Source organism: Aureimonas pseudogalii, from assembly GCF_014196835.1.
GTDB lineage: Bacteria > Pseudomonadota > Alphaproteobacteria > Rhizobiales > Rhizobiaceae > Aureimonas > Aureimonas pseudogalii.
Window position 1 is genome coordinate 40,148 of sequence record NZ_JACIEK010000008.1, and the last position, 25,012, is coordinate 65,159.

A 25,012-nucleotide genomic window follows, 5' to 3' on the forward strand; every position below is an offset into this window, starting at 1 on the left:
ATGCCCTAGCGTATGGTCGGTTCGGCGCAGCATAAACGGGCGCCGAGACCGGTGGAAGGGATGCCGGGCTCAGCTGGCCGGAAGAGGGCCGAATCGGATGCGGAACCGCCGGTTCTCCTTGCCCTTCTTCTCGATCTTGCCGATGTGGATCTCGCCGACCTCGGACGTCTCCTGCACATGCGTGCCGCCGCAGGGCTGCGTGTCGACAGTGCCGTCGTCGCCGATGCAGACGAGGCGGATGCGCCCGCCGCCGCGCGGCGGCTTGACGTTCTTCGACTTCACGAGATCGGGGTTCGCGTCGAGTTCGGCATCGGTGATCCAGCGTGTGAAGACGGGATGGTTGGCCTCCACGAGGTCCATCAGCCGGGCGGTAATCTCCGCCTTGTCCGCGGCGGCCTCCGGAATGTCGAAATCGACGCGGCTCTCGTCCTCGCCGACCGCCGCGCCCGTCACCGGATAGGGGCAGGCGACAGTGAGGAGATGGCAGGCCGTGTGCATGCGCATCAGCTTGTAGCGCCGGGCCCAGTCGAGATGCAGCACGAGCGTCTCGCCTGGCGAGGGGAGCGCCTCGTCCTCCGCCGGCATCATCACGATGGTGGCCCGGTCTTCGCCATACCGCGTGTCCGCGATCGCGATCTGCCGGCCGTCCTCCGTCTCGACGAAGCCGGTGTCGCCCGGCTGTCCGCCGCTGCTGGCGTAGAAGTTGGTGCGGTCGAACACGAGGCCGCGTTCGCCCTCCAGGCGCAGGAGACGCGCTTCGAGGGTCGAGAGATAGGCGTCGTCCGCGTAGGCGGCTTCCGTCTCGCCGGCCATCAGGACGCTGCCTCGAAGGGCACGTCGAACTGTGGCTCTCGGCCGATCCAGCCAGGCACCGGCAGGTTCTTCGAACGCAGGAACTCGGGGTTGAAGAGCTTCGACTGGTAGCGGTTGCCGTAGTCGCAGAGGATCGTCACGATCGTATGGCCGGGACCCATCTCGCGCGCCATGCGGATGGCGCCGGCGATGTTGATGCCCGACGAGCCGCCGAGGCAGAGGCCTTCCTCGCCGATGAGATCGAACACGATCGGCAGGGCCTCGGCGTCGGGAATGCGATAGGCGAAGTCCGGTGTGAACCCTTCGAGATTGGCGGTGATGCGGCCTTGACCGATTCCCTCCGTGATCGAGGAGCCTTCGGCCTTGAGTTCACCCTCGGTATAGTAGCTGAAGAGCGAGGCGCCCTCGGGATCGGCGATACCGATCTTCACGTGGCCGGAATGGCGCTTCAGGCCCATCGCGACGCCCGCCAGCGTGCCGCCGGTGCCGACCGCGCAGACGAAGCCGTCGATCTGCCCGTCGGTCTGGTGCCAGATCTCCTCGGCGGTGGTGACGACATGCCCGTCGCGGTTGGCGAGGTTGTCGAACTGGTTGGCCCAGATGGCGCCCTGCGGATGGCTGCGGGCGAGCTGCTCGGCGAGACGGCCCGACAGCTTCACGTAGTTGTTCGGGTTCTTGTAGGGGACCGCGGGAACCTCGATCAGCTCCGCGCCCATCAGGCGCAACGCGTCCTTCTTCTCCTGGCTTTGCGTGTCGGGAATGACGATCACGGTGCGGTAGCCGAGCGCATCGGCCACGAGGGACAGGCCGATGCCGGTGTTGCCCGCGGTGCCCTCGACGATGATGCCGCCGGGCTGCAGCAGACCCTTTTCCTCGGCGTCGCGGATGATGAACAGCCCGGCGCGGTCCTTCACCGACTGGCCGGGATTCATGAATTCGGCCTTGCCGTAGATCTCGCAGCCCGTGAGTTCGGACGCCTTGGCAAGACGGATGAGCGGCGTGTTGCCGATGGCGTCGATCACGGAGGGGAAGCGGGACATGGTCTCTGCAGCGCTGGTTGCGGTCGTCGAACCGTAGGGTCGCCCTCGCGAAGCGGCAAGAACCGTCGTTCCAACAACCGCGCTCGTGGCGCAAAGTTCAGCCGACTCGAGCAAGACCGCCGACGACCCCGCGCCATCCCCTGTTCACGGCAGGAAACGTCGCCTCGCTCGATGGGCCTCGCTGATCGGCACGGGCGGACGGGCGCTTAAAGATCCTTGCGGTCTCGCAGCAGCCCGAGACCGTCGAGTCGGTCGGCATGGCGGCGGGTCGCCAGCACGATGCATCCCCGGCGGGCGCCCGTCTCGTCGGCCGAGGCAACGGCGGGATAGAAACGGCTCCAGCCCGCCAGCGGCGGCAGGTAGCGTTCGTTCAACGGGTGACCGCCATACAGGGCGACGCCGTATCCGGGGTCGCCCGGAACCTCGAAATCATCGATCATCACCACGGCGTCACTCCAGCGCGCGTGGATGATCCGCAGCTCTTCGTGTCGGGGAACGTCCTCCTGCCAGTGCGCATCGAGGTAGAAGAAGGTGGACGGATGCGTCGGGCGGTCCGCCAGGGCCTTGAGGAAAAGCCGCGAATCGCCGTGCACGAGCCGAATCTTCGGCTGTTCGCGGGCGCATCGCACCGCCGCGAACTTGTAGAATCGCTCGACGAGTTCGACGGAATGGACGTCGCCCTTCGACACCTCCGCCAGGAAGCAGGTGGTGGTGCCGCGAAAGGCCCCGGTCTCGACCACCTCGTCGATCGGCACGGCCTCGAAAATGTCTTTGACGAGCTGACGGCGACGGACCTGCCCGTTCATCGGGCCACCCCAACTGCAGTGATAGCCCGGCCGCGCCAGATCGAGCCTGACGGCCCAGTCGACGGGAAGTCTGTTGGTGAGCGCGCGGTAGGCACGTTCGCTGAAGCTCAATGCCATCGCCGACCCATCTCCCGTTGTCGGTCGCCCGGCCGCAAATGGGCCGTCGATCATCACGAAGCGGAGGGCGGTTTCGCGGAGTTCAAAGCTTCGCTCGAAGGTCTCGATCGAAGCTTTGACAAGATGACGGCCGTCCCCTTGCCCTGATCAGCTCTCATCATGGCTTAGTTGTCTACCGACCGTTGCTGTAAACCTTAAGGAGGATCTTTGGAGCTCTCATCCCCGCGCACAGGTCCGCTCTCAGGCGGTCGCCCTATCGTGCCCGCCACCGATCATCGTCGATGCGAGCAGACCGTTACGGTGCGGAAACCTTGGTAGGGAAGACGAGCGCACGGTCGCAAAGACGAGAGCTGGAAAACTTGCCGCCTTGTCGCGCTGCTCGCAATTTCGTTTGGATTGGTGCTGAACGCCGAGCGAAAAGACTTGGCTCCCCGGGCCGGATTCGAACCAGCGACCGATCGATTAACAGTCGATTGCTCTACCACTGAGCTACCGGGGAACGGTCCGCATCGGTTGCGGACGAGGCCCCTATAGCAGCCGAAAATTCGATTTGCCAACCCGCGTCGTCGCGAAACCGCGAAATAATTTGCCCGCCTCCAATTCGGCGCGGTTCCGCCGTAACCCGCTCGCCACCATGTGTCGCTATGAGACGCCGACGCATTTCGTCCGGGAGCGCATTCCTCATGACACCCTCCTCGCCGCCCAAGCGGGACCTCTTCCGCCTTCGCGGCAACACGATCGAACTGTTCGGTCGCACGCTGCGGCTCCCGGCCAACCGAATCGCGCGCATGACGATGGGCGTCGCCTTCATGATCGGGGGCGTGTTCAGCTTTCTGCCGGTGCTTGGCATCTGGATGTTGCCGCTGGGCCTTCTGATCCTCTCCATCGACCTGCGCTTCGTGCGCCGATGGCGTCGCAGGGCAGACGTCAAATGGGGTCGGCGGCGCCGGGCGCGGGCCGTGCTGGTGCGATCCGGGGCGGAAACGAGGAAGGGGCGCTTTGCCTGGGTCCGGATCCCTTCGTTCGGACGACGCTGAGACGGCATGACGCCGGCCGACCGGCGGGAATCGCATCGAGCGATCGTCCGCCCCTTGCATGGCGGGCCGCCGCGAAGTAGGTAGCCCCTCGTCGAGGCCTCGTGGCGGAGTGGTTACGCAGAGGACTGCAAATCCTTGCACGGGGGTTCGATTCCCTCCGAGGCCTCCAGCCCCTTTTCTCTTGGTCGATCCCATCCCGGCACACCGCGCGGTGCTTGCCAGTGTGCGTGCGCGCGCCTAAGGGGAGTCGCCGAAACAACCTTTCCGGGACCTGCCATGGATTTCGCTGCCGCCCGCACCAAGATGGTCGACAACCAGATCCGCACGACCGACGTCACGTCGCACGAGATCCTGCGGGCCTTTCTCTCCGTGCCGCGCGAGCGCTTCGTTCCCGACCAGCGTCAGCCGCTGGCCTATATCGACGAAGACATTCCGCTTGGTGGCGGGCGCTACCTGATGGAGCCGTCGCCCTTCGCCAAGCTGCTGCAGCTGGCGCAGGTCGGCCCAGGCGACGTCATCCTCGACGTCGGCTGCGGCACGGGCTACTCGTCGGCCGTGCTGTCGCATCTCGGCGGCTCGGTGGTGGCCCTCGAAGAGAATGCCGATCTCGCGAATCGGGCTTCGGAAACGCTGGACGCGCTCGGCATCGTCAGCTGCGCCGTGGTGACCGGGCCGTTGGTCGGGGGCGTGCCGACCGAGGCGCCCTTCGACGTGATCGTCTTCCAGGGATCGGTCGGCGAAATCCCCGCGACCTTCTTCGACCAGTTGAAGGATCGCGGGCGTCTCGTGGTCGTCGAGGGCTACGGCCTGTCGGCGATGGCCAAGCTCTACACGAAGGAGGACGGCATCCTGTCCGACCGCTTCGGCTTCAATTGCAGCGTGAAGCCGCTCCCTGGTTTCGAGAGCAAGCAGTCCTTCGTGTTCTGACATTCGATCTCGGGTCGCGGATGCGCGATTCGTTGATTATACGTACGGGAAGTGTTTTCCCGAGGCCACACTCGGCAGCAAAACCCGAGCCGTCGGGCCGACTCCTCTGGCGTCGGCGCAAGCTTCGGTTCACTTCCAAAGAGGGCAGTCGCCAAGGTTCGGGCGTGGCTTGTCCGTGTATAGCTTTTGATCCGGTGTTCTGCGGATCGACCGCCCGAATCTGGAGTGAGCCCTTGCGCAAGAATTCCTGGATCCTGGCATCGGTATCGGCCCTGCTCATGATTAGCGGCGCTGGAACCGCCGGTGCCGAAAGCCTGCGGGGTGCCCTTGCGAAATCCTACGCGAACAATCACCAGCTGAACGTCGCGCGTGCGCAGCTGCGCGCCACCGACGAGAACGTGCCGCAGGCGCGAGCCGGGCTGCGGCCGACCGTGACGGGCGTCTCGCAGGCGACGGCGACGCGCTCGCGCACCACCCTCGGCGACGACCTGCAGTCCTCGAGAAGCCGAACCGGCGTCATCACGGCCGGCATCCAGGTGAACCAGGTGTTGTTCGACGGGTTTCGGACGCCGAACAACGTCAACGCCGCGCAGGCGCAGGTCCGCGCCTCGCAGAAGAATCTCGAGAACACCGTTCAGAACACGCTTCTGAACACCGTTACCGTCTACATGAACGTGCGCCGCGACCGCGAGATCGCGGCCTTTCGCCGTCAGAACCTGAACTTTCTGAACGAGCAGGTTCGCGCCGCGCAGGCGCGGTTCGACGTGGGCGAGGGCACGCGCACCGACGTGGCGCAGGCGCAAGCCGAGCAGGCCCTGGCGACCGCGCTGCTCAACAGCGCTCTCGCGCAGGTCGCCAGCAGCGAATCGCAGTATCTCGACGTCATCGGCGATCCTCCGGGCCAGCTCGATGCCGGCACCCTGCCGCCGAAGGCCGCCGTTCCCGGCAGCGTCTCGCGGGCCATCGAGGTGTCGCAGAGCCAGCATCCCGCGATTCTCGCCACGCAATACGCCGTGGATGCCGCGGGCTTCCAGGTGAAGTCCGCCGAAGGCGCGCGCCTGCCGACCGTGTCGTTGAACGGACAGGTCGACAATCAGTATTCGCTGTCGGATCAGACGCCCAATGCGTCGAACCTGCCGGGCGTCGATGTTCTGACGCAGAATCAGGTGGCGGGCACCGTCACGGCGCAGTTGTCCGTTCCCATCTACCAGGGCGGCATCGTCGCCTCGCGCGTTCGCCAGGCCAAGGAAGTGTTGGGGCAGCGCCGGATCGAGGTTGATCTCACGCGCGACGAGGTGCGCTCGGCCGTCGCCACCGCCTGGGCCCAGCGTCAGGCCGCCGATGCCAACGTCATCGGTTACCGCGCGCAGGTCGCCGCCGCCGAGCTGGCGTTGAACGGTGTCGTCGAGGAGCGCAACGTCGGCCAGCGCACGACGCTCGACGTCTTGAACGCCCAGTCCGACGTGATCACGGCGCAGATTCTCTTGGCCGGCGCCCAGCGGGACGCCGTCGTCGCGGCCTACACGCTGACCTCCGCGGTCGGTCAGCTGCAGCCGGAGCGTCTGGCGCTGGCGGTCGACAGCTACGAGCCCGACGAGCATTACCAGCAGGTGCAGGACAAGTGGTACGGGCTGCGCACCCCGGACGGTCGCTGACGCCCGGCCTGGAGATGATCCGCTAACGATCCGTTAAAAAACCTCTGAACAGCGGCGATCTCGCGTCGGCAGGGATTCAACCTCATTCGAATTGAGTCTAGCATCCTCCCAATGATCGGCGGCGACGTGCCGCCGATCGAATCGGGTGCTGATCAACATGAGCAAGGCGAACGTCGCGCAGGAGCCGTCGATGGACGAGATCCTGGCATCGATCCGGCGAATCATCGAAACTGGCGAGGACCGAAACGGCGCGCCGAATGCGGGCCTCGCGTCCGCCCGTCTGCAGCGAGCCCCCTACGCCTTCGGCATCGCTCCGGCCTCCCTGCAGTCCGATCTGCCGACCGCCCGCGCGCCGGCCGAGTTCCCGGCCGACGCCGAAGATGTCGCTCGTGTCGAAGGCGCGGCGCTTTCGTCGAGCGTCGCAGTGACGGCGCCGGGCGAGCGGTCCGAGGAGGATGACGACCGGCTGACGGCGGCGCTGGAAACGGAACTCGCCGCCAGTTGGGGCTCGTTCGAGGTGGTGCCGCCGACGGTGGCTGCGCCGATGCGCGAACCCGCACCTTCGTTCGTCGATGCGCCTGAACCGGTCTATGACGATGCGGCGGCGGCGGTCGAGGTTTCGGCGAATGCCGACTCGGCGGCACGCGACCAGTCGCGGGAGACGGCACCGGAATTTGCCGACACCCATGACGGTGACGGGAATGGCGACGTGACGCCGGAGGCCGGTTTCGCGTCGTTCGATGCGCCCGCGCACGAGACCCCTATCTTGCAGGATCAGAGCGCCATGGGAACCGAATCCACCCTGTCCGACCGCGGCGTCTTCGAGCCCGCCAACACCGACGAGCGTGATCGCCGGGCCGCCGCTGGCCCCGAATCGACGTTCTATGCGCCGATCCACGATACGAGCGCATCGCCGCTCGCCTCCGACATGACGGGCAATCTCGTCGCCGCCTCGTTCGACGAACTGGCGCAGGCGATCCGCAACGGCGAGTTGAAGTCGCTGGAGTCCATGGCGCAGGAGATGCTTCGGCCCATGCTGCAGGAGTGGCTGGACGACAACCTGCCGCGCATGGTCGAGCGTCTCGTGCGCGAGGAGATCGAGCGCATGGCGCGGGGTGGCCGTCGCTGAGCGAACCTCCTGGCGATCGGAAGGGACGAGGGGTGGCGCGAGCCGCCCCTTTTTCGTTCCGTCGCCGCGCCGGCACCGATCCGCCATCGGCCCCTGATCTCGTTGACACTTGCGAAATCTTCCCTGTAACCGATGCGGCAACGTTTCGCTGACAGCTGGACCTCCCCATGATCGAGAAGACCTACGACGCGGCGACGATCGAGCCTCGCATCGCCGACCGTTGGGAGGCCGCCGATGCCTTCGCCGCCGGCGCGGGCGCCAAGCCGGGCGCCGATCCCTTCTCGATCGTCATTCCGCCGCCGAACGTGACGGGGTCGCTCCATATCGGCCACGCCCTGAACAACACGCTGCAGGACGTTCTCGTGCGCGTTCACCGCATGCGCGGCGAGAACGTGCTCTGGCAGCCCGGCCTCGACCATGCGGGCATCGCCACGCAGATGGTGGTGGAACGCCAGCTTGCAGAGCGTCGCTTGCCGGGCCGGCGGGCAATGGGCCGTGACGCCTTCGTCGAGCGCGTCTGGGAGTGGAAGGAGGAGTCGGGCGGCGGCATCCTCAAGCAGCTGCGTCGTCTCGGCGCCTCCTGCGACTGGTCGCGCGAGCGCTTCACCATGGACGACGGCCTGTCGCGTGCCGTGCGTAAGGTCTTCGTGCAGCTCTATCGCGAGGGGTTGATCTACCGCGACAAGCGGCTGGTCAACTGGGATCCCAAGCTCCTGACCGCGATCTCCGACCTCGAGGTCGAGCAGAAGGAGGTCGCGGGATCGCTCTGGCACTTCCGCTATCCCGTCGAGGGGCGCGACTACGACCCGGCCAATCCCGAGACCTTCATCACGGTGGCGACGACGCGCCCCGAGACCGTGCTCGGCGACACCGGCGTCGCCGTCAATCCGTCGGACGAGCGCTACGCGGCGCTCGTCGGCAAGCGCGTCCGCCTGCCGCTGATCGGGCGCCTGATCCCGGTGGTCGCCGACGACTATGCCGATCCGGAATCGGGATCGGGCGCGGTGAAGATCACGCCGGCGCACGACTTCAACGACTTCGAGGTCGGCTCGCGGCACGACCTGCGCCGCATCAACGTGCTGGCGGTCGACGGCTCGATCGCGATCCGCGACAATGCCGACTTCCTCGAAGGCCTGTATCCGGCGGATGGCGAGCGGGCCGTGGCCATGTTCGAGGGGCTCGACCGCTTCGCCGCGCGGGCGATGCTCGTGGACTGGATGGACAGCGAAGGCTACCTCGCCAAGGTCGAGGAGCACACGCACATGGTGCCGCACGGCGACCGCGGCGGCGTGCCGATCGAGCCCTTCCTCACCGACCAGTGGTATGTCGACGCCGCGACGCTGGCGCAGCCTGCCATCGCCAGCGTGCGCGAGGGCCGCACCAACTTCGTCCCGAAGAACTGGGAGAAGACCTATTTCGACTGGATGGAGAACATCCAGCCCTGGTGCATCTCGCGCCAGCTCTGGTGGGGCCACCAGATCCCCGCCTGGTACGGCCCGGACGGCACGATCTTCGTGGACGAGGACGAGGAGGTCGCCGCCGCCGCGGCCCTCGCGCACTACGTCACCAACGGCACGATCAGCGATGCCGAGGCCCGGCAGCTGGCGGACGATCCGGCGGCGCGCGACGGGTTCCTGACGCGCGACGAGGACGTTCTCGACACCTGGTTCTCGTCGGCGCTCTGGCCCTTCTCGACGCTCGGCTGGCCGGACAAGACGCCCGAGCTCGCGACCTACTATCCGACGAGCGCGCTCGTCACCGGTTTCGACATCATCTTCTTCTGGGTCGCCCGGATGATGATGATGGGGCTGCACTTCATGGAGACGGAGCCGTTCGAGACGGTCTACGTCCACGCCCTCGTTCGCGACAAGAACGGCGCCAAGATGTCGAAGTCGAAGGGCAACGTCATCGACCCGCTGGACCTCGTGGACGAGTTCGGCGCGGATGCGCTGCGCTTCACGCTCGCCATCATGGCGGCGCAGGGGCGCGACGTGAAGCTCGATCCCCAGCGCATCGCTGGCTATCGCAACTTCGGCACCAAGATCTGGAACGCCACGCGCTTTGCCGAGATGAACGGCGCGATCCATGGGCACGACGTCGATCCCGCGGCGCTGACGCTGCCACTCAACCGCTGGGTGATGACCGAACTGTCGAAAGCCGTGGCCGACGTCGACGACGCGCTCAAAGCCTACCGCTTCAACGACGCGGCCGGCACGATCTATCGCTTTGCCTGGAACACGGTCTGCGACTGGTATCTCGAGCTCGCCAAGCCCGTGTTCCTCGGTGAGGACGAGGCCGCCAAGCACGAGACGCGGCGGGTCGCCGGCACCGTGCTCGACCGTATCTACGCGCTGCTGCATCCGTTTATGCCGTTCCTGACCGAGGAGCTCTGGGCCGTGACGGCGGTCGATGCCGGGCGCGAGGGGCTGCTCTGTCACGCCGCCTGGCCTTTGATCGACTTCGCGGACGAGGAGGCCGCGGCGGATCTCAACTGGCTGGTGGCACTGGTGAGCGAGATCCGCTCGGTTCGCTCCGAGATGAACGTGTCGCCGGCAGCCGAAGCGGCCTTCGTGGCGGTGGACGCGGACGAGACGACCCGCGGGCGCCTGCAACGCCACGAGCCGGCGCTGCGCCGGCTGGCGCGGCTGTCCTCGATCGAGCTGTCGGCGACGGCGCCGCCGCAATCGGCGCAGTTCGTGGTGGGTGGAGGCAGCTACGCGCTACCGCTGGCGGGGATGATCGACGTGGCCGCCGAGCGGGCGCGGCTGCAGAAGGCCGAAGCGAAGGCGCAGGCCGAAGTCGGGCGTATCGACAAGAAGCTCTCCAACGAGAAGTTCGTGGCGAACGCACCGGACGACGTGGTGGATCAGGAGCGCGAGAAGCGCGCCGCCTATCTCGCCGAGGCCGAGAAGTTGCGGCAGGCCATCGCCATGCTGGCCTGATCGTCGGCGAGGTCACCGTCGCGCTGTCGCATTCGCGCAACGGTCGGCGAAACTCTTCCGTTTAGGGAAGAGTTTCGCCCTGTGGCCTTCGCTCTGCAATGCGTCTTCCTTTCCGCAGAGCAGAGTTTGAAAGTTGCTTCTTCGCAGAGTCTTGCGTGAAACTTCTGATCGCGGGCGTGATGCCCGATGTGTCGTCTTCGAGCGCTTGTCGAAGAAGGACTCCGGCAAACTCCCACTCTTTCCAATTGTGACGACTTCGTGGGAAGCTTCGCGCATGATCGGGCGGCGACAGTCCGGCGCGACGCATCGGGGGAACGACATGATCGATTGGCAGCGGCTGGCGGCGGGAACGGCATTGGCCATGCTCGCGGGATGGGCACCGGCGCAGGCCGGAGGCTTCCAGCGGGGAACGGCGGACACCGACGTGCTCTACGACAAGGGCACGATGACCACCCGGCTCGGCTTCACCTATGTCGATCCGCAGCGCGGCTTCGACTCGGTGAACGGCGTGCGCGGCGACTACGGCACCTATACCGGCACCTATCGCATCCCCAGCGCGGCCGTGAAGTTCGGCAACGACACCGGCGCCTGCGTCGGGAATTTCGTCGAGGCCTTCGCGGCCGAGGGCGACTATTCCAACCTGCCGGGTGGCGCCCAGCCGGCGCCCTTCCCGGGCGGATCGCGGGTGCGCGATCTCGAGTTCCAGTCGAACGAGGTCAGCGCCACCTGCCGCCTGAGCTATGCCCAGGACGGCATGCGCTTCAGCCTGCTCGGCGGCCTCTTCATGGAGGACTTCACGTTCGAAGGAACGAGCCTCGCCAATCGCAACCTCGGCACCTCGCTTCCCGCGTCGCTGCAGGCCGCGCTCGGGAGCCTCGGTGCGCAGCTTCTCGTGCCGGTCGCGCTCAACGCGCAGACCGAGGCCGACTACAAGACCGGCTACCGGGTCGGCGCCGCCTTCGAGATGCCCGAGATCGCCTTGCGGGCCCAGGTTCTCTACCGCTCTGAGGTCGAACACGACGACATCACCGGCACCGGCTCCCTGTCGGCGACGAGCGACGCCTTCGTGCGCCTCGCCAACGGCGCGCAGGTTTCCGTGCCCACCGCCGCGGCCTTGCTCTCGCGCTCCGGCATCACCGTGCCCACCGCTCTGATCAACGCCTTGCCGAAGGGTGGGAGCGTGCTCGCGGAAGGCCTGCCGGCCTTCCAGAACACCGCTACGAGCCCGCAGAGCCTCTACATCAACGCGCAGACCGGCATTGCCGAGGGCACGCTCCTTCTCGGCTCGTTCCGCTGGACCGATTGGAGCACCAACCGCGCCGTGATCACAACCGTCGCAGGCAACAGCAGCGTCAGCCCGTACTACTGGGACGACGGCTATTCAGCCTCGATCGGCCTCGGCAAGGCCTTCAACGAATATGTCTCGGGCTCGGTGTCGATCGGTTACGACAGCGGTGTCTCGACGGGCGCGGAAACCACCTACACCGACCTCTACACGCTGTCCGGCGGCCTTTCGCTGAAGAACAACGACTGGGCGGAACTGCGCATCGGCGGACTGATCGGCTATTGGACGGACGGCGCGCAATCCGTCTCCAACGGCGCCATTTACAACGCAACGGTCGGCAACGACTTCGTCTACGCGGCTAACGCCTCGATCAAGCTCAACTTCTAAATTCGAATCTGTTGGATCATCGAAGGCGGTCGTCCGATGGGGCGGCCGCCTTTCGCTTTTTAAAGTGTGTCGCAACGGCCTCGTTTTCTCGCCGAATGCGAGTGTGGATCGTCGGCAACACTATTGCCGTGCAGCATCATTTAAGAACGAAGCCAGCGGGTTGGTGCCGTGTTGCCGCCATAAAACACGGCCACCCAACGTCAAGGGGCGGGCAGCCAGTCGTGCGATCGAAACGACTCGCCGCTCCAGCAGCGACGGACGCAGGGCAGGAAATCGATGGGCGTCACAATCCGCGAAAGGCAGAAGCCGGCCAGTCCGTCCGCCGTATTCGGCGTACCGGCTCTTGCGCGGCGCGTGGGCCATCCGGATGGTGTGCAGGCGGCTTCGTCGGCGAGGCGCGATGCAACAATCTTCAGACATCGATCTTACGCTCGGGCTCGAAGCCGGGGCGCCGTGTCGCACCGGGTGCTGACGCCGCCGAAGGGACTCTGCGCGCGATGATGACGATCCGGCGGCATGGGACAGATCGCCTCGAAGGTTTCGCCAACGTCACGGGCCCCTGGGTTCCGGTGATTGGTGCGAACCTTTGCGTCGCGGCTGCCGAGAGCGGGGCGGTCCATGCGGGTCTCTGACGCGCTGGTCTGGGCCTGCGCCGGCGGATGGCTGCTGATGGCGACGCCCGGCGCGCAGGCGCTCGACGCCGGCAGCGTCTCGACGAAGGCGCCGAGCTCGCGCGATGCGTTTTCGCTGGGCTTTGCCGCCTACAAGCGCGGCGAGAAGGCCGAGGCCATCGAGGCGCTGCAGCAGGCGGCCGATCTCGGCCATGCCGGCGCCCGCTGGAAGCTCGGGCAGATGTATGCCGATGGCGATGGCGTCGTGGAAAACGACTACGCGGCGTTCCGCATGTTCGAACAAATCGTGCGCGATCAGGAGGACGATACGTCCTCCTCGCCGAACGCCGCCTATGTCGCCAGCGCCGTGGTGGCTCTGGCTGAATATACCCGCAACGGCATTCCGGGAACGCCGGTCAACGCCGATCCCTCGCAGGCACGGCAGCTCTATTCGCACGCCGCCTCCTATTTCGGCGATGCCCGTGCGCAGTTCGAGCTCGGCCGCATGTTGCTGGCGGGCGAGGGCGGCAAGGCCAACCCGAAGCAGGCCGCGCGTTGGCTGAAGCTCGCGGCCCGCAAGGGCTACGCCAAGGCCGAAGCGCTGCTCGGTTACCTTCTGTTCGACGGCGAGACGATCTCGCTGCGCGCCGAGCCGGTGCGCGGCCTGGCGATGCTCACAAGGGCGCTCAAGCTCGCGCCTGCCAAAGACAAGGACTGGATCCGTCCGCTGCAGGAGGAGGCGTTCTCGCTCTCCAACGAGGACGACCGTCGCACTGCGCTCGCCTATGCCGATCAGGTGGATGCCGGCGGCGACTGACGGCGATCCGAATCGAGGCTAGGCCTCGATCGAAGGCGAGGAATCACCGAGGGCCAGTTCGACCACCACGGGCACATGATCCGAGGGCTTCTCCCACGCCCGGACGTGTCGATCGATCTCCACCGACTTCAGGAGCGAGGCGGCCTCGGGCGAGAGCAGCACATGGTCGATCCGGATGCCGTTGTCGCGCTGCCAGGCGCCGGCCTGATAGTCCCAGAACGTGTAGGTGCCCGGCTTGTCGGTGGAGGCGCGCACCGCATCTGTCAGGCCGAGGCCGAGAAGGCGCCGATAGGCGGCGCGTGTCTCGGGCTGAAACAGCGCGTCGTCGACCCAGGCCTTGGCGTTGCGGGCGTCTTCGGGCTGGGGAATGACGTTGTAGTCGCCCGCCAGCACGAACGGGATCTCGTCCGCCAGCCGATGGCGCGCGTGGGCCTCCAGCCGTTTCATCCAGGCCAGCTTGTAGGTGAATTTCTCGGTGCCGATCGGGTTGCCGTTCGGCAGATAGAGCGAGGCGACGCGGATGTCGCGATCACCCATTCGCCAGACGCCTTCGATGAAGCGGGCCTGCTCGTCGAGCGCATCGCCCGGCAGGCCGCGCTCGACCGAGACGGGCGCCTGCCTCGAAAGGAGCGCGACGCCGTTGAAGCCCTTCTGTCCGTGGGTCTCGACATGCCAGCCCCGCGCTTCGAGCTCGGTACGCGGGAAGGTCTCGTCGACGTTCTTGATCTCCTGAAGACCGGCGATGTCCGGCTGGCGCTCGTCGAGCCACGCGAGAAGCACGTCGAGGCGGGCCTTGACGCCGTTGATGTTCCAGGTGGCGATCAGCATGGGGTCGAACTCGCGCGGCAGGAGGCGTGCCCGTCCTGCCGCGCGGAGCCTCGTCCTGTCAAACGGAGAAGGACGTGCCGCAGCCGCAGGAGGCCACCGCGTTGGGATTGCGGATCTGGAAGGACTGTCCCATCAGGTCGTCGACGAAATCGACCACCGCGCCGTCCATGTAGGCCAGCGACATCGAATCGATGAGGACGGTCGCCCCGTCCTTCTCGATCACCACGTCGTCGGCGTCCCGATCGTGCGTCAGGTCGAACTTGTAGGAAAAGCCCGAGCACCCGCCGCCCTCCACCGAGATGCGCAGCGCTTTCTCCGCCTCGGACTTGGCGACAATCGCATTGATGCGCCGTGCGGCGGCGTCGGACACCGTGACGGGCTGGGCGGCGGGGGCGGCGAACGAGTCGCTCATGGGGCATGTCCGGGGTGGCGAAGCGGCCTTGCGGCCTCTTCTTGTTGGATCGTCTGGCCTAACGTATGAACGCGCGCCGGGTCGGTCAATCGGTCGGTGCCGCCCATCTTGCCGCGCCGGCGCGAGCGGGCCGCAGGATCTTCGTCGGGGGACTTCGCTTCATGGCCGACGAGACGTTCCACGGCATCGGCGTCGGGCGCGAGCATCTGGCGCCCTTCGCGGTCGATGCGGCGGCTTCGCGTGGACGGCTCGTTCCCGAGCCCGACAGCCGGACGCGCACGCCCTTCCAGCGCGACCGCGACCGGATCGTCCATTCCAGCGCCTTCCGTCGGCTGAAGCACAAGACGCAAGTCTTCGTCGCCTACGAGGGCGATCACTTCCGCACTCGCCTGACCCACACGATCGAGGTCTCGCAGATCGCCCGCGCCTTCGCCCGCGCGCTGCGGCTGGACGAGGATCTGACCGAGGCGGTCGCCCTCGTCCACGATTTCGGCCACACGCCCTTCGGCCATGCCGGCGAGCGCGCCCTCAACCGCTGCATGGAGGACCATGGCGGCTTCGACCACAACGCTCAGTCGCTCCGCATCGTCACGGCGCTGGAGCGCCGTTACGCCGAGTTCGACGGCCTCAACCTCGCGTTCGAGACGCTGGACGGGCTGGTGAAGCACAACGGGCCGCTGACGGGCCGGCATGCCTGTATCGGGGGGCCTGTGCCGCGGCCGATCCTCGATTTCGACGCCGTCTTCCCGCTGGACCTCGATCGCTTCGCCTCGTTGGAGGCGCAGGCCGCCGCGATCTCCGACGACATCGCCTACAACACCCACGATCTCGACGACGGGCTGCGCGCCGGGCTGATCGATCTGGAGGATCTGGAAGGGCTGGATCTCGCGGGCGATCTGCTGCGCGAGGTGACGGCGCGCTATCCCGATCTCGATCGCTCGCGCACCGTGCACGAGATCATGCGCCGTCACATCACGCGGATGGTGGAGGACGTCATTGCCGCCTCGCTCGGACGCCTCCGCGAGGACGGCATCGGCGACCCGCACGCGGTGCGGGCGGCGTCGCGCACGCTCATCGACTTCTCGCCGCGCATGCGGGCGATGGCGGCGCAGACGAAGGAGTTCCTGTTCGCCCGGGTCTATCGCAACGACAGCGTGATGCGCGTGATGGACCGCGCCGAGGGTGTCGTCGCCGATCTCTTCGCGCGCTACCGGGCCGATCCCGCGGCGATGGGCGGCGCCTGGAGCGAGAGCGTGCGCTCGCTCGACGAGGGGCGTCTGGCACGCCGTGTCTGCGACTATCTCTCGGGCATGACCGACAGTTTCGCCCTCGCCGAACATCGGCGTCTGTTTGACGCTACCCCCGATTTGCGCTAGGCGCGCCGCTTGCCACCCACGCCCCTCGCGTAGCCTTTTCATGCCGGTGGGGCGGGGCTCGTCCTTCCGATCTCGTCTGGAATGCTTCCCATGAACCTCTTCGCCGACTTCGAGCAGCGCATTCGCCAGAGCGTCGAAGCCCTTCTGCGAACGATGGAAGCCGGCGAGGTCGATCTCTCGCGCATCACGGTGGAGCCGCCGCGCGATGCCAGCCACGGCGACCTCGCCACGAACGCGGCGATGGTGCTGGCCAAGCCCCTCGGCCAGAAGCCGCGCGATCTCGCCGAGCGCATCGCCGAAGGATTGCGCGCCGATCCGGATGTCGCTGCGGTCGAGATCGCCGGCCCCGGCTTCATCAACCTGCGGCTTCATCCGCAGGTCTGGACGCGCCATCTCGGCGCCATTCTCGCGGCCGGCACCGACTACGGACGCGGCGAGCCGACCGGGCGCAAGGTGAACGTCGAGTACGTCTCGGCCAACCCCACGGGGCCGCTCCATGTCGGCCATTGCCGCGGCGCCGTGGTGGGCGATTCCATCGCCAATCTCCTGGCGTTCGCCGGCGATGCGGTGACGAAGGAATACTACATCAACGACGCCGGCGAGCAGGTGAACGTCCTCGCCCGCTCGGTCTACCTGCGCTACCGCGAGGCGCTGGGCGAGCCGATCGGCGACATTCCGGCAGGGCTCTATCCCGGCGACTATCTGAAGACCGTCGGCTCCGCGTTGTCGATCCGCTACGGGCGCGATCTCCTGGCGCAGGACGAGAGCGAATGGCTGCCGCTCGTCAAGAGCTACGCCATCGCGGCGATGATGATGTCGATCCGCGACGACCTGCGCGCGCTCGCCATCCAGCAGGACGTCTTCTTCTCGGAGAAGACGCTGCACGAGGGCAATGGCGGCCGCATCACCGCGATCATCGACGATCTGCGCGGCAAGGGCTTCGTCTATCAGGGCACGCTGCCACCGCCGAAGGGGCAGCTGCCGGACGACTGGGAGGACCGCGAGCAGACCCTGCTGCGCTCCACCGAGGTGGGCGACGACGTCGACCGGCCGCTGGTCAAGTCGGACGGCAGCTACACCTATTTCGCCGCCGACGTCGCCTATTTCGCCGACAAGTTCGCCCGCGGTTTCGACGAGATGGTCTACGTGCTCGGCGCCGACCATGGCGGCTACGTCAAGCGGCTGGAAGCGGTGGCGCGCGCGGTTTCGGGCGGCGCGGCGCAGTCCGACGTGGTTTTGTGCCAGCTCGTGAAGCTCTTCCGCAACGGCGAGCCGGTGAAGATGTCGAAGCGGGCCGGGGAGTTCGTGACGTTGGCCGACGTGGTGCAGGAGGTCGGGCGCGATGCCGTCCGCTTCATGATGCTGTTCCGCAAGAGCGACGCGCCGCTCGACTTCGACTTCCAGAAGGTCACCGAGCAGTCGAAGGACAATCCCGTCTTCTACGTGCAGTACGCCCATGCCCGCTCACGCTCGATCGTGCGGCAGGCCGCGGCGGAGGGCATGGACGTCTCGGCGCTCGACCGGGTGGACGCGGCGACGCTCGAACGGCTGACCGACGAAGGCGAACTCGGCCTCGTGCGCAAGCTTGCCGAGTATCCCCGGCTGGTGCAGAGCGCGGCACAGGCCAAGGAGCCGCACCGTCTTGCCTTCTTCCTCTACGACGTCGCCTCGGCGTTCCACGCCCAGTACAATCGCGGCAAGGACCACCCGGAGTTACGCTTCGTTAAGCCTGATGATGCGAAAACCACGGCGGCCCGACTGGGCCTCGTGCAGGCGGTGGCCTTCGTGATCGCGTCCGGGCTGGACCTCGTCGGCGTCTCCGCGCCGGAGGAAATGCGCTGACGGACCACGCTTTGAACAAGTTCGCGAACTAGGCGCAAGCTTCGCGACGCATTGTGTAATTTCGGCTGCTGCGGGCCGAAATCCGGGGTGGGATCGGTGGGATGAAGAACGTCAAGGATTCAAATCCCGGCATGGTCGGCGGCCGCGACCCCTTCGCCGATCTCGTCCGCGCGGTGGAAGGAACCTCGATGCGCACGCCTGCGTCCGCCAAGTCGTATCAGGGTTTCGAGCCGGTTGAGGTTCCCCAGTCCGCGGGCTGGGACGAGTTCACCTACGCTCCCGAGCGCGGCGCAGTGTCTGAGCGCGCCCGCGTCGCCCTCGCGATCGAAGCGCCGATGCCGGCCCCGGCCGCCGCACGTCGGCCCGCGGTGCGTGGCGGCGAGGGCGATCTGCAGATCGAGGACGCGCTGTTCGGCCTCAGCCAGCCCCAGCGCCCGCGCGATTCCAACCCCGCCGAGACCCAGTCCTTCGCGCCGGCCCGCCAGCATGAGCCGGAATTGCGACAGACCCTGACCCTCGACGATTTCGATGAGCTGATCGCCAGCGAGATGGCGGCGATGAACGCGCCCTACGTCGCCGACGACGAGGACGACTACGCGCAGGGCTACGATGAGTCCGACGTCGAGGTCGATCGCTACGACGACTATCCCGTGGCGGCGCGCTCGCGCTTCCGGCGTCCGGCGATGCTGCTCGGCGGCGTGGCGCTGCTGGCGCTGGTCGGCGTCGCGACGGCTGCCGTCTATCACAATGTCGACGGCATGTCGGGGTCCGACGGGCCGCTGCTCATCAAGGCCGACGCCACGCCCTACAAGGTCGCGCCGGCCGATCCCGGCGGCCGCTCGATCCCCAACCAGAACAAGGCCGTCTACCAGCGCGTCGCCGGGGTCGGCGCCGACGCGACGCCCACCCAGCAATCGCTGGTGACCGCGATGGAGGAGCCGCTCGACATCGCCGAGGACGACGAGCCGGCGGTGGATGCGCTTCCCGGCGTCAGCGTCGGCGACGAGGTCGCTCTCCCGTCCGAGCAGGCGGACGCGGGCACGCCTGCGGCCGCGCCGGCCGAGCCGACGTTGCAGCCTCGCAAGGTGAAGACGCTCACGGTTCGCCCCGATGGCACGCTGGTCGCCACCGAGGCCGAAGCGCCGGCCGGCACGGATCTGATGACGACGGCCTCGAGCAGCGCGCAGGTCGCGATGCTCGATCCGGTGGCCGGCATCGCGCCGCAGCTGCCCTACGCTGCCGACGCCGACGACGAGAGCTTGGCCGCGGCCGAGCCCGAGATGCTGCCGCCGCCCGCGCCGCCGGTTGCCGCCACCGCGGCTCCCGCCAAGGCTGCTACCCCCAAGGCTGCCGCGCCGATTCAGGTCGCCTCGCTGGAGCCGGAGCCCGCCGCAGGCAGCTATTTCGTGCAGATCGCCTCGCAGCCAAGCGCCGATCTCGCCAAGCAGTCGATGAGCAATCTCGGCAAGCGCTATTCCGGCGCCATCGGCGGTCGCGGCCTGAACATCAAGCCGGCGGACATTCCGGGTAAGGGCACGTTCTACCGCGTGCGCGTGGTCGCGGCGTCGAAGGCGGAGGCCAACACGGTTTGCGAGAGCGTGAAGTCTGCCGGCGGAAGCTGCTTCGTGACGCGCTGACCGCACTCGCCGGCGGCGTTCTCGCCGCGTCGGCTCCCGCCGGGCCGCCATGGCGATCCGGCTTGCCCGCCGACCGGAACCCGTCGGCGGCTTCTTCTCCTGCGGACAGGACTTCGACGATGCCCAAAGCCTGGATTGCCGGCTGCAGCGGCTTGGCGCTGACCGCCGACGAACGCGCCTTCTTCGCCGACGAACGGCCATGGGGGTTCATTCTCTTCGGTCGCAACGTGTCGGAACCCGCGCAGCTTCGCGATCTCGTGGCCGAGTTGACCGAGGCGGGCGCCCGCGACACCGTTCCCATTCTCGTCGACCAGGAGGGCGGACGCGTGCAGCGGTTGCGGCCGCCGCTGGCGCCGCGCTATCCGCCCTCCATGACGGTCGGACGCGTGCACGAGCGCGACGGCGAGGAGGCTGGCCTTCGCGCCGCCTGGCTTCAAGGTCGCCTACTCGGGCATGACCTTCGCGACGGCTACGGCATCAACGTCGATTGCCTGCCCTGCCTCGACGTGGCGTTTCCCGGCACCCATTCGGTGATCGGCGACCGCGCCTATTCGAACGATCCGGCTGTCGTGGCGGCGCTCGGGCGCGCCGCGGCGGACGGGCTGATGGCGAGCGGCGTGCTGCCGGTGATGAAGCACCTGCCGGGGCACGGGCGCACCGACGCCGACAGCCATCTCGAACTCCCGCGGGTTCGCGCCACGCGGGCCGAGCTCGAGGCGGTGGACTTCCCGCCGTTCCGGGCCCTGCGCGATCTTCCCGCCGGCATGACCGCGCATCTCCTCTTCGAGGCACTCGATGCCTTGCGCCCGACGACGCTGTCGCCGAGCACGATCGGCGAGATCATCCGCGGCGAGCTCGGCTTCGACGGCCTCCTGATGAGCGACGATATGTCGATGAAGGCGCTCGACGGCGACATGGGCGACCTCACGGCGGCGGCGATCTCGGCGGGCTGCGACTTGGCACTCCACTGCAACGGCGACATGGCGGAAATGGCGAAGGTCGCGGCGAGTGTTCCCGAGCTGACGGGACGCGCGGCCGAGCGGGCGGAGCGGGCGCTGGACGTGATCCGCCGCGGGGCGACGCCCGGTTCGATCGACGAGGAACGCCGCGAATTCGAGGGGCTTCTCGCACTCGTGGCTTGAGGGCCGGGGGCGAGCGGGCTAACGGAGGGTTCGCGAAAGGTTTCGCGCGCCGCCGTTGCGGCCGCCCTTCGACGGGATCGGCCCCATGACCGCCAGAACGCCGATCGTGCGTTGGATCGACCAGGAAGCGCCGACGGCCACCGCAGCCGCCAGCTTCGCATCCGATCTTGAATTCGAGGCGGTCGGCTTCAAAGCGGGCGGCAAGCGCATTCTCGACGAGGTTTCGATCTGGGCCGAGTCGGGCCAAGTCCTCTGCCTGCTTGGTCCGTCCGGTTCTGGCAAGACCTCGCTGCTGCGCATCGCCGCCGGCATCGAGCGGCCAACCAGCGGGCGCGTCCTGATCGGCGGCACGGCGGTGGCGGGACCGGAGGGTTTCGTTCCCCCGGAGCGGCGCGGCGTCGGCCTGATGTTTCAGGACTTCGCGCTGTTTCCGCACATGACGATTCTCGACAACGTGCGCTTCGGCTTGCGCCCTCTCGGCGCTTCCCACGCCCATTCTGCAGCGCTCGCGGCGCTGGAGCGGGTCGGCCTGCGCGCGGCGGCGGCCGACTATCCGCACACGCTTTCGGGCGGCGAGCAGCAGCGCGTGGCGCTGGCCCGGGCGCTGACGCCGCGCCCCCGGGTTCTGCTGATGGATGAGCCGTTCTCCGGGCTGGACAGCCGGCTGAAGGACGTGATCCGCACCGACACGCTGCAGATCCTGCGCGAGACCGGCTCCACCGCCATCGTCGTGACGCACGACGCCGAGGAGGCGATGCGGATGGGCGACCGAATCGCGCTGTTGCGCGATGGGCGACTGGTGCAGGCGGGCACCGCCCACGAACTCTATCGCCGCCCGGCCAGCCTGTTCGCCGCCGGCTTCTTTTCCGAACTCAACGTGCTCGCCGGCACCGTGCGGGGCGGGCGGGTCGAATGCCCGCTCGGCACGGTCGCAGCTTCGCCACGATCGGACGGTACCCCGGTGAAGATCGGCTTACGGTTGAATGGGTTGCGTCTCGCGGTGGACGGAAGCGGCGTCCCGGCAAGGGTGCTCTCCCGGCGGTTTCTCGGGAGCGTCGATCTCCTTACCCTGGCGGTCGACGGCGCGGATCGGCCCTTGCGGGCGCGGATCCGCCCGAGCGAGTTGGGGGAGGGCGTGGACGAAATCGTCGTGTCCGTTGATCCGCAAGAGATTTTCGTGTTTGAAGACACGGACGGTTCGATCTGAATAGAACGCGAACGGTTCGCGTCGCAAGGAGGCGTATCATGGGTAGCTTCAGCATCTGGCACTGGCTGATCGTTCTGGCGGTCGTGCTCCTCCTCTTCGGTCGCGGCAAGATTCCCGAGCTGATGGGCGACGTCGCCAAGGGCATCAAGAACTTCAAGAAGGGCATGTCGGACGAGGACGTGACGACGGTCCAGGAGCGCCGCGTGCTTGAAACCCGCGAAGGCGAGCCGATGACCCACGACACCACAGTGGAGAAGTCCCGGATCTGAACGTTCGATGCCGGCTTCCGCCGGCATCCCTCGTGAACGGGCGTAGCCATGTTTGACATCGGTGGTCTTGAGCTTCTCGTCATTGCCGTCGTTCTGATCGTCGTGGTCGGACCGAAGGATCTCCCGAAGATGCTGCGGACCTTCGGTCGCGTCAGCACGCAGATGCGTCGCATGGCCGGCGACTTCCGCAAGCAGTTCGACGAGGCGCTGAAGGAGGCGGAACTCGACGAACTGCGCGAGGTCGCCCGCGACGTGAAGCAACTCGATCCGCGGGCCGACATTCGCAAGGCGATGAATCCGGTTCGCGCCGTCGGCGACGAGATCCGGTCGTCGCTGAAGGCAGCCGCCAGTTCGGCGGCGCCTCAGGTGCCGTCGGCGAGCCAGGGACCGGTTCCCGTCGCGGCGGCGCAGGCGCAGACGATGTCGTCCAATCCCAATGGCGCCGCCGCGCCTGCCGCAGACGTCGTGGCATCGAGCGAGCCGAAGGTCGGCGAAGTCGGTCCGGCGGAAAAGACGGCGGCGCCCGAGCCGGCGCTGATGAACGGAGCCGCCACCCCGGCGGCTTCGACGCGTGACATGGCAGGAGGCGTTTCGTGAGCCGTTCGGAGTCCGACATCGAGGCCTCGTCCGCGCCGCTCATCGAACACCTGATCGAACTCCGCCGCCGGCTGATCTGGTCGATCCTCGGCTTCATGGGCATGTTCCTGATCTGCTTCTTCTTCGCCAAGCAGATTTTCAATCTCCTTGTCATCCCCTACCAGATCGCCACCGGCTGGGCGGGACTCGACCCGGCGAGTGTCGAGCTGATCTACACGGCGCCGCAGGAATTCTTCTTCACGCAGGTGAAGGTCGCGGCCTTCGGCGGGTTCTTCCTCGCCTTTCCGGTGATCGCCATCCAGGTCTACAAGTTCGTGGCGCCAGGCCTCTATCGCGACGAGCGTGCGGCCTTCGTGCCCTTCCTCGTGGCGACGCCGCTGCTCTTCCTGCTCGGGGCACTGCTCGTCTACTTCTTCTTCTGCCCGATGGTGATGTGGTTCTTCCTGTCGATGCAGCAGCAGGGCAGCGGTACTGACGCGGCGATCCTTCTTCTGCCGAAGGTGTCGGAATACCTGTCGCTGATCATGACGCTGATCATGGCGTTCGGTCTGGTGTTCCAGCTTCCCGTGGTGTCGTCGCTGCTGGTGCGCGCTGGGATCATCTCGTCGGAGTCGCTGCGCAGCAAGCGCAAATACGCCATCGTCATCGCCTTCATCGCGGCGGCCATCCTCACGCCGCCCGATCCGCTGTCCCAGATCGGTCTTGCGATCCCCACCATCCTTCTCTACGAAGTCGGCATCATCACCGCACGGCTGATCGAGAAGAAGCGCGCCCAGCGGGTGGCGGCAGGCCAAGCGACCACGGAGTGATCCGGTCGTTGCCGGTCCGCAGCTCGCGGACTGGAGAAACATGCTCGACATCAAGTGGATCCGCGAGAACGCGGAGAAGTTGGACGAAGCGCTGACGGCGAGAGGGTCGAAGCTCGGCTCCGCCGAGGCGATCCGCCTCGACGAGGCGCGCCGCGCCCACCTGACCTCGCTGCAGGACTGGCAGGGCCAGCGCAACGAAGCCTCCAAGGAGATCGGCAAGGCCAAGGCCTCTGGCGATGCCGCGCGCGCCGACGAAGTGATGGCGCGCGTCGCCGACCTGAAGACGCGCATCCAGGACGGCGAACGGCAGGAGCGCGAACTCGACGCACAACTGCGCGACGTGCTCGCCAGCATGCCGAACGTTCCTTTTGCCGACGTGCCGGTCGGCGCCGACGAGGCAGGCAATGTCGAGGTCCGCCGTGTCGGCGAGAAGCCGGCGTTCGACTTCAAGCCGCGCGAGCATTTCGAACTCGGCGAAGCGCTCGGCATGATGGACTTCGATCGCGCCGCTCGCATGTCCGGCTCGCGCTTCACGGTGCTGCGCGGTGGGCTGGCGCGTCTGGAGCGCGCGCTCGGCCAGTTCATGGTCGACGTCCACACGCAGGAATTCGGCTACGAGGAGGTGTCGCCGCCGCTGCTCGTTCGCGACGAGGCGCTGTTCGGCACCAGCCAGCTGCCGAAGTTCGCCGAGGATCTGTTTCAGACCACCGACGGCCGTTGGTTGATTCCCACGGCCGAGGTGTCGCTGACCAATCTCGTGCGCGAGGAGATCCTCGACGAGGCGCAGCTTCCCCTGCGCTTCACCGCGTTGACGCCCTCGTTCCGCTCCGAGGCGGGCTCGGCCGGCCGCGACACGCGCGGCATGCTGCGCCAGCACCAGTTCTATAAGGCCGAGCTCGTCTCGGTGACGACGCCGGAGACCGCGGTCGCCGAGCATGAACGCATGACGGCCGCCGCCGAGTCCGTGCTGACCAAGCTCGGCCTGCATTTCCGCACCGTTGTCCTCTGCACGGGCGACATGGGCTTCTCGGCGCACAAGACCTACGACATCGAGGTCTGGCTGCCGGGACAGGACACGTTCCGCGAGATCTCGTCCTGCTCGGTCTGCGGCGACTTCCAGGCCCGGCGCATGAACGCCCGCTATCGCCCGGCGGGCGAGAAGCAGGCGCCGCGCTTCGTGCACACGCTGAACGGCTCCGGCACGGCGGTCGGGCGCGCGCTCATCGCCGTGATGGAAAACTATCAGACGGCGGACGGCGCCATCGCCATTCCCGAGGCGTTGCGGCCCTATATGGGCGGCATCGACGTGATCGCGAAGGGCTGATCG

General features: G+C 67.2%; 21 protein-coding genes and 2 tRNA genes. 17 read left to right on the forward strand and 6 right to left on the reverse strand.

Going from position 1 to position 25,012, the window contains the following annotated elements; all coding sequences use genetic code 11:
* Positions 1-69: 69 nt before the first annotated feature.
* The 4 genes from GGR04_RS14605 to GGR04_RS14620 all read right to left on the reverse strand — a co-directional run bounded on the left by GGR04_RS14605 (position 70) and on the right by GGR04_RS14620 (position 3,275).
* Positions 70-813 (reverse strand): alanyl-tRNA editing protein, encoded by a 744-nt coding sequence (locus tag GGR04_RS14605; RefSeq protein ID WP_183200670.1) that lies wholly within the window; start codon positions 811-813, stop codon positions 70-72.
* Positions 813-1,853 carry a cysteine synthase A gene (locus GGR04_RS14610; RefSeq protein WP_183200671.1) on the reverse strand — a complete coding sequence of 347 codons (1,041 nt, stop codon included), beginning with the start codon at positions 1,851-1,853 and terminating at the stop codon, positions 813-815. The genes GGR04_RS14605 and GGR04_RS14610 overlap by 1 nt, the downstream gene beginning before the upstream one ends.
* Positions 1,854-2,059: 206 nt before the next feature.
* Positions 2,060-2,776: a class I SAM-dependent methyltransferase gene (locus GGR04_RS14615; protein ID WP_183200672.1), complete on the reverse strand. Its 717-nt coding sequence runs from the start codon at positions 2,774-2,776 to the stop codon at positions 2,060-2,062.
* 424 nt (positions 2,777-3,200) lie between these two features.
* Positions 3,201-3,275 (reverse strand) — tRNA-Asn (locus GGR04_RS14620).
* Between the two features lie 184 nt (positions 3,276-3,459).
* Here GGR04_RS14620 and GGR04_RS14625 point away from each other — a divergent pair.
* From GGR04_RS14625 to GGR04_RS14660, 8 genes are all read left to right on the forward strand, one after another.
* Positions 3,460-3,813, forward strand: coding sequence for a hypothetical protein (locus GGR04_RS14625; RefSeq protein ID WP_183200673.1), 354 nt, complete (start codon positions 3,460-3,462; stop codon positions 3,811-3,813).
* A 95-nt stretch (positions 3,814-3,908) separates the two neighbouring features.
* Positions 3,909-3,982, forward strand: a tRNA-Cys gene (locus GGR04_RS14630).
* A gap of 107 nt (positions 3,983-4,089) precedes the next feature.
* Positions 4,090-4,740, forward strand: a complete 651-nt coding sequence (locus GGR04_RS14635) for a protein-L-isoaspartate O-methyltransferase family protein (protein ID WP_183200674.1) — start codon at positions 4,090-4,092, stop codon at positions 4,738-4,740.
* 278 nt (positions 4,741-5,018) lie between these two features.
* Positions 5,019-6,395: a TolC family outer membrane protein gene (locus GGR04_RS14640; RefSeq protein ID WP_183200804.1), complete on the forward strand. Its 1,377-nt coding sequence runs from the start codon at positions 5,019-5,021 to the stop codon at positions 6,393-6,395.
* A 157-nt stretch (positions 6,396-6,552) separates the two neighbouring features.
* A complete protein-coding gene (locus GGR04_RS23980) occupies positions 6,553-7,524 on the forward strand; it encodes a PopZ family protein (protein WP_246393172.1) in 972 nt (323 codons plus the stop codon).
* A gap of 167 nt (positions 7,525-7,691) precedes the next feature.
* Positions 7,692-10,466: a valine--tRNA ligase gene (locus tag GGR04_RS14650; RefSeq protein WP_183200675.1), complete on the forward strand. Its 2,775-nt coding sequence runs from the start codon at positions 7,692-7,694 to the stop codon at positions 10,464-10,466.
* Between the two features lie 319 nt (positions 10,467-10,785).
* Positions 10,786-12,138 (forward strand): long-chain fatty acid transporter, encoded by a 1,353-nt coding sequence (locus GGR04_RS14655; RefSeq protein WP_183200676.1) that lies wholly within the window; start codon positions 10,786-10,788, stop codon positions 12,136-12,138.
* A 618-nt stretch (positions 12,139-12,756) separates the two neighbouring features.
* Entirely contained in the window at positions 12,757-13,566 is an 810-nt protein-coding gene (locus tag GGR04_RS14660) for a tetratricopeptide repeat protein (RefSeq protein ID WP_246393173.1), read from the forward strand.
* 18 nt (positions 13,567-13,584) lie between these two features.
* Here GGR04_RS14660 and xth read toward each other — a convergent pair whose 3' ends face one another.
* Entirely contained in the window at positions 13,585-14,394 is an 810-nt protein-coding gene (gene xth, locus GGR04_RS14665) for an exodeoxyribonuclease III (protein ID WP_183200677.1), read from the reverse strand.
* Positions 14,395-14,452: 58 nt separating this feature from the next.
* On the reverse strand, positions 14,453-14,806 hold the full coding sequence (gene erpA / locus GGR04_RS14670; RefSeq protein ID WP_183200678.1) for an iron-sulfur cluster insertion protein ErpA: 354 nt from the start codon (positions 14,804-14,806) through the stop codon (positions 14,453-14,455).
* 161 nt (positions 14,807-14,967) lie between these two features.
* Between erpA and GGR04_RS14675 the strand changes: the two genes are divergently transcribed.
* From GGR04_RS14675 to serS, 9 genes are all read left to right on the forward strand, one after another.
* A complete protein-coding gene (locus GGR04_RS14675) occupies positions 14,968-16,182 on the forward strand; it encodes a deoxyguanosinetriphosphate triphosphohydrolase (RefSeq protein WP_183200679.1) in 1,215 nt (404 codons plus the stop codon).
* 90 nt (positions 16,183-16,272) lie between these two features.
* Positions 16,273-18,024 carry an arginine--tRNA ligase gene (gene argS / locus GGR04_RS14680; protein WP_183200680.1) on the forward strand — a complete coding sequence of 584 codons (1,752 nt, stop codon included), beginning with the start codon at positions 16,273-16,275 and terminating at the stop codon, positions 18,022-18,024.
* A 101-nt stretch (positions 18,025-18,125) separates the two neighbouring features.
* Positions 18,126-19,661, forward strand: a complete 1,536-nt coding sequence (locus GGR04_RS14685; protein ID WP_183200681.1) for an SPOR domain-containing protein — start codon at positions 18,126-18,128, stop codon at positions 19,659-19,661.
* 119 nt (positions 19,662-19,780) lie between these two features.
* Entirely contained in the window at positions 19,781-20,803 is a 1,023-nt protein-coding gene (gene nagZ / locus GGR04_RS14690; protein WP_183200682.1) for a beta-N-acetylhexosaminidase, read from the forward strand.
* Between the two features lie 85 nt (positions 20,804-20,888).
* Positions 20,889-22,010 carry an ABC transporter ATP-binding protein gene (locus tag GGR04_RS14695; RefSeq protein ID WP_183200683.1) on the forward strand — a complete coding sequence of 374 codons (1,122 nt, stop codon included), beginning with the start codon at positions 20,889-20,891 and terminating at the stop codon, positions 22,008-22,010.
* Positions 22,011-22,048: 38 nt separating this feature from the next.
* Positions 22,049-22,279 (forward strand): twin-arginine translocase TatA/TatE family subunit, encoded by a 231-nt coding sequence (locus GGR04_RS14700; RefSeq protein ID WP_183200684.1) that lies wholly within the window; start codon positions 22,049-22,051, stop codon positions 22,277-22,279.
* Positions 22,280-22,327: 48 nt separating this feature from the next.
* Positions 22,328-22,876, forward strand: coding sequence for a Sec-independent protein translocase protein TatB (tatB, locus tag GGR04_RS14705; protein WP_183200685.1), 549 nt, complete (start codon positions 22,328-22,330; stop codon positions 22,874-22,876).
* Positions 22,873-23,685: a twin-arginine translocase subunit TatC gene (gene tatC, locus GGR04_RS14710; RefSeq protein WP_183200686.1), complete on the forward strand. Its 813-nt coding sequence runs from the start codon at positions 22,873-22,875 to the stop codon at positions 23,683-23,685. The genes tatB and tatC overlap by 4 nt, the downstream gene beginning before the upstream one ends.
* 40 nt (positions 23,686-23,725) lie before the next feature.
* Positions 23,726-25,009 carry a serine--tRNA ligase gene (serS, locus tag GGR04_RS14715; RefSeq protein WP_183200687.1) on the forward strand — a complete coding sequence of 428 codons (1,284 nt, stop codon included), beginning with the start codon at positions 23,726-23,728 and terminating at the stop codon, positions 25,007-25,009.
* Positions 25,010-25,012 lie beyond the last annotated feature (3 nt).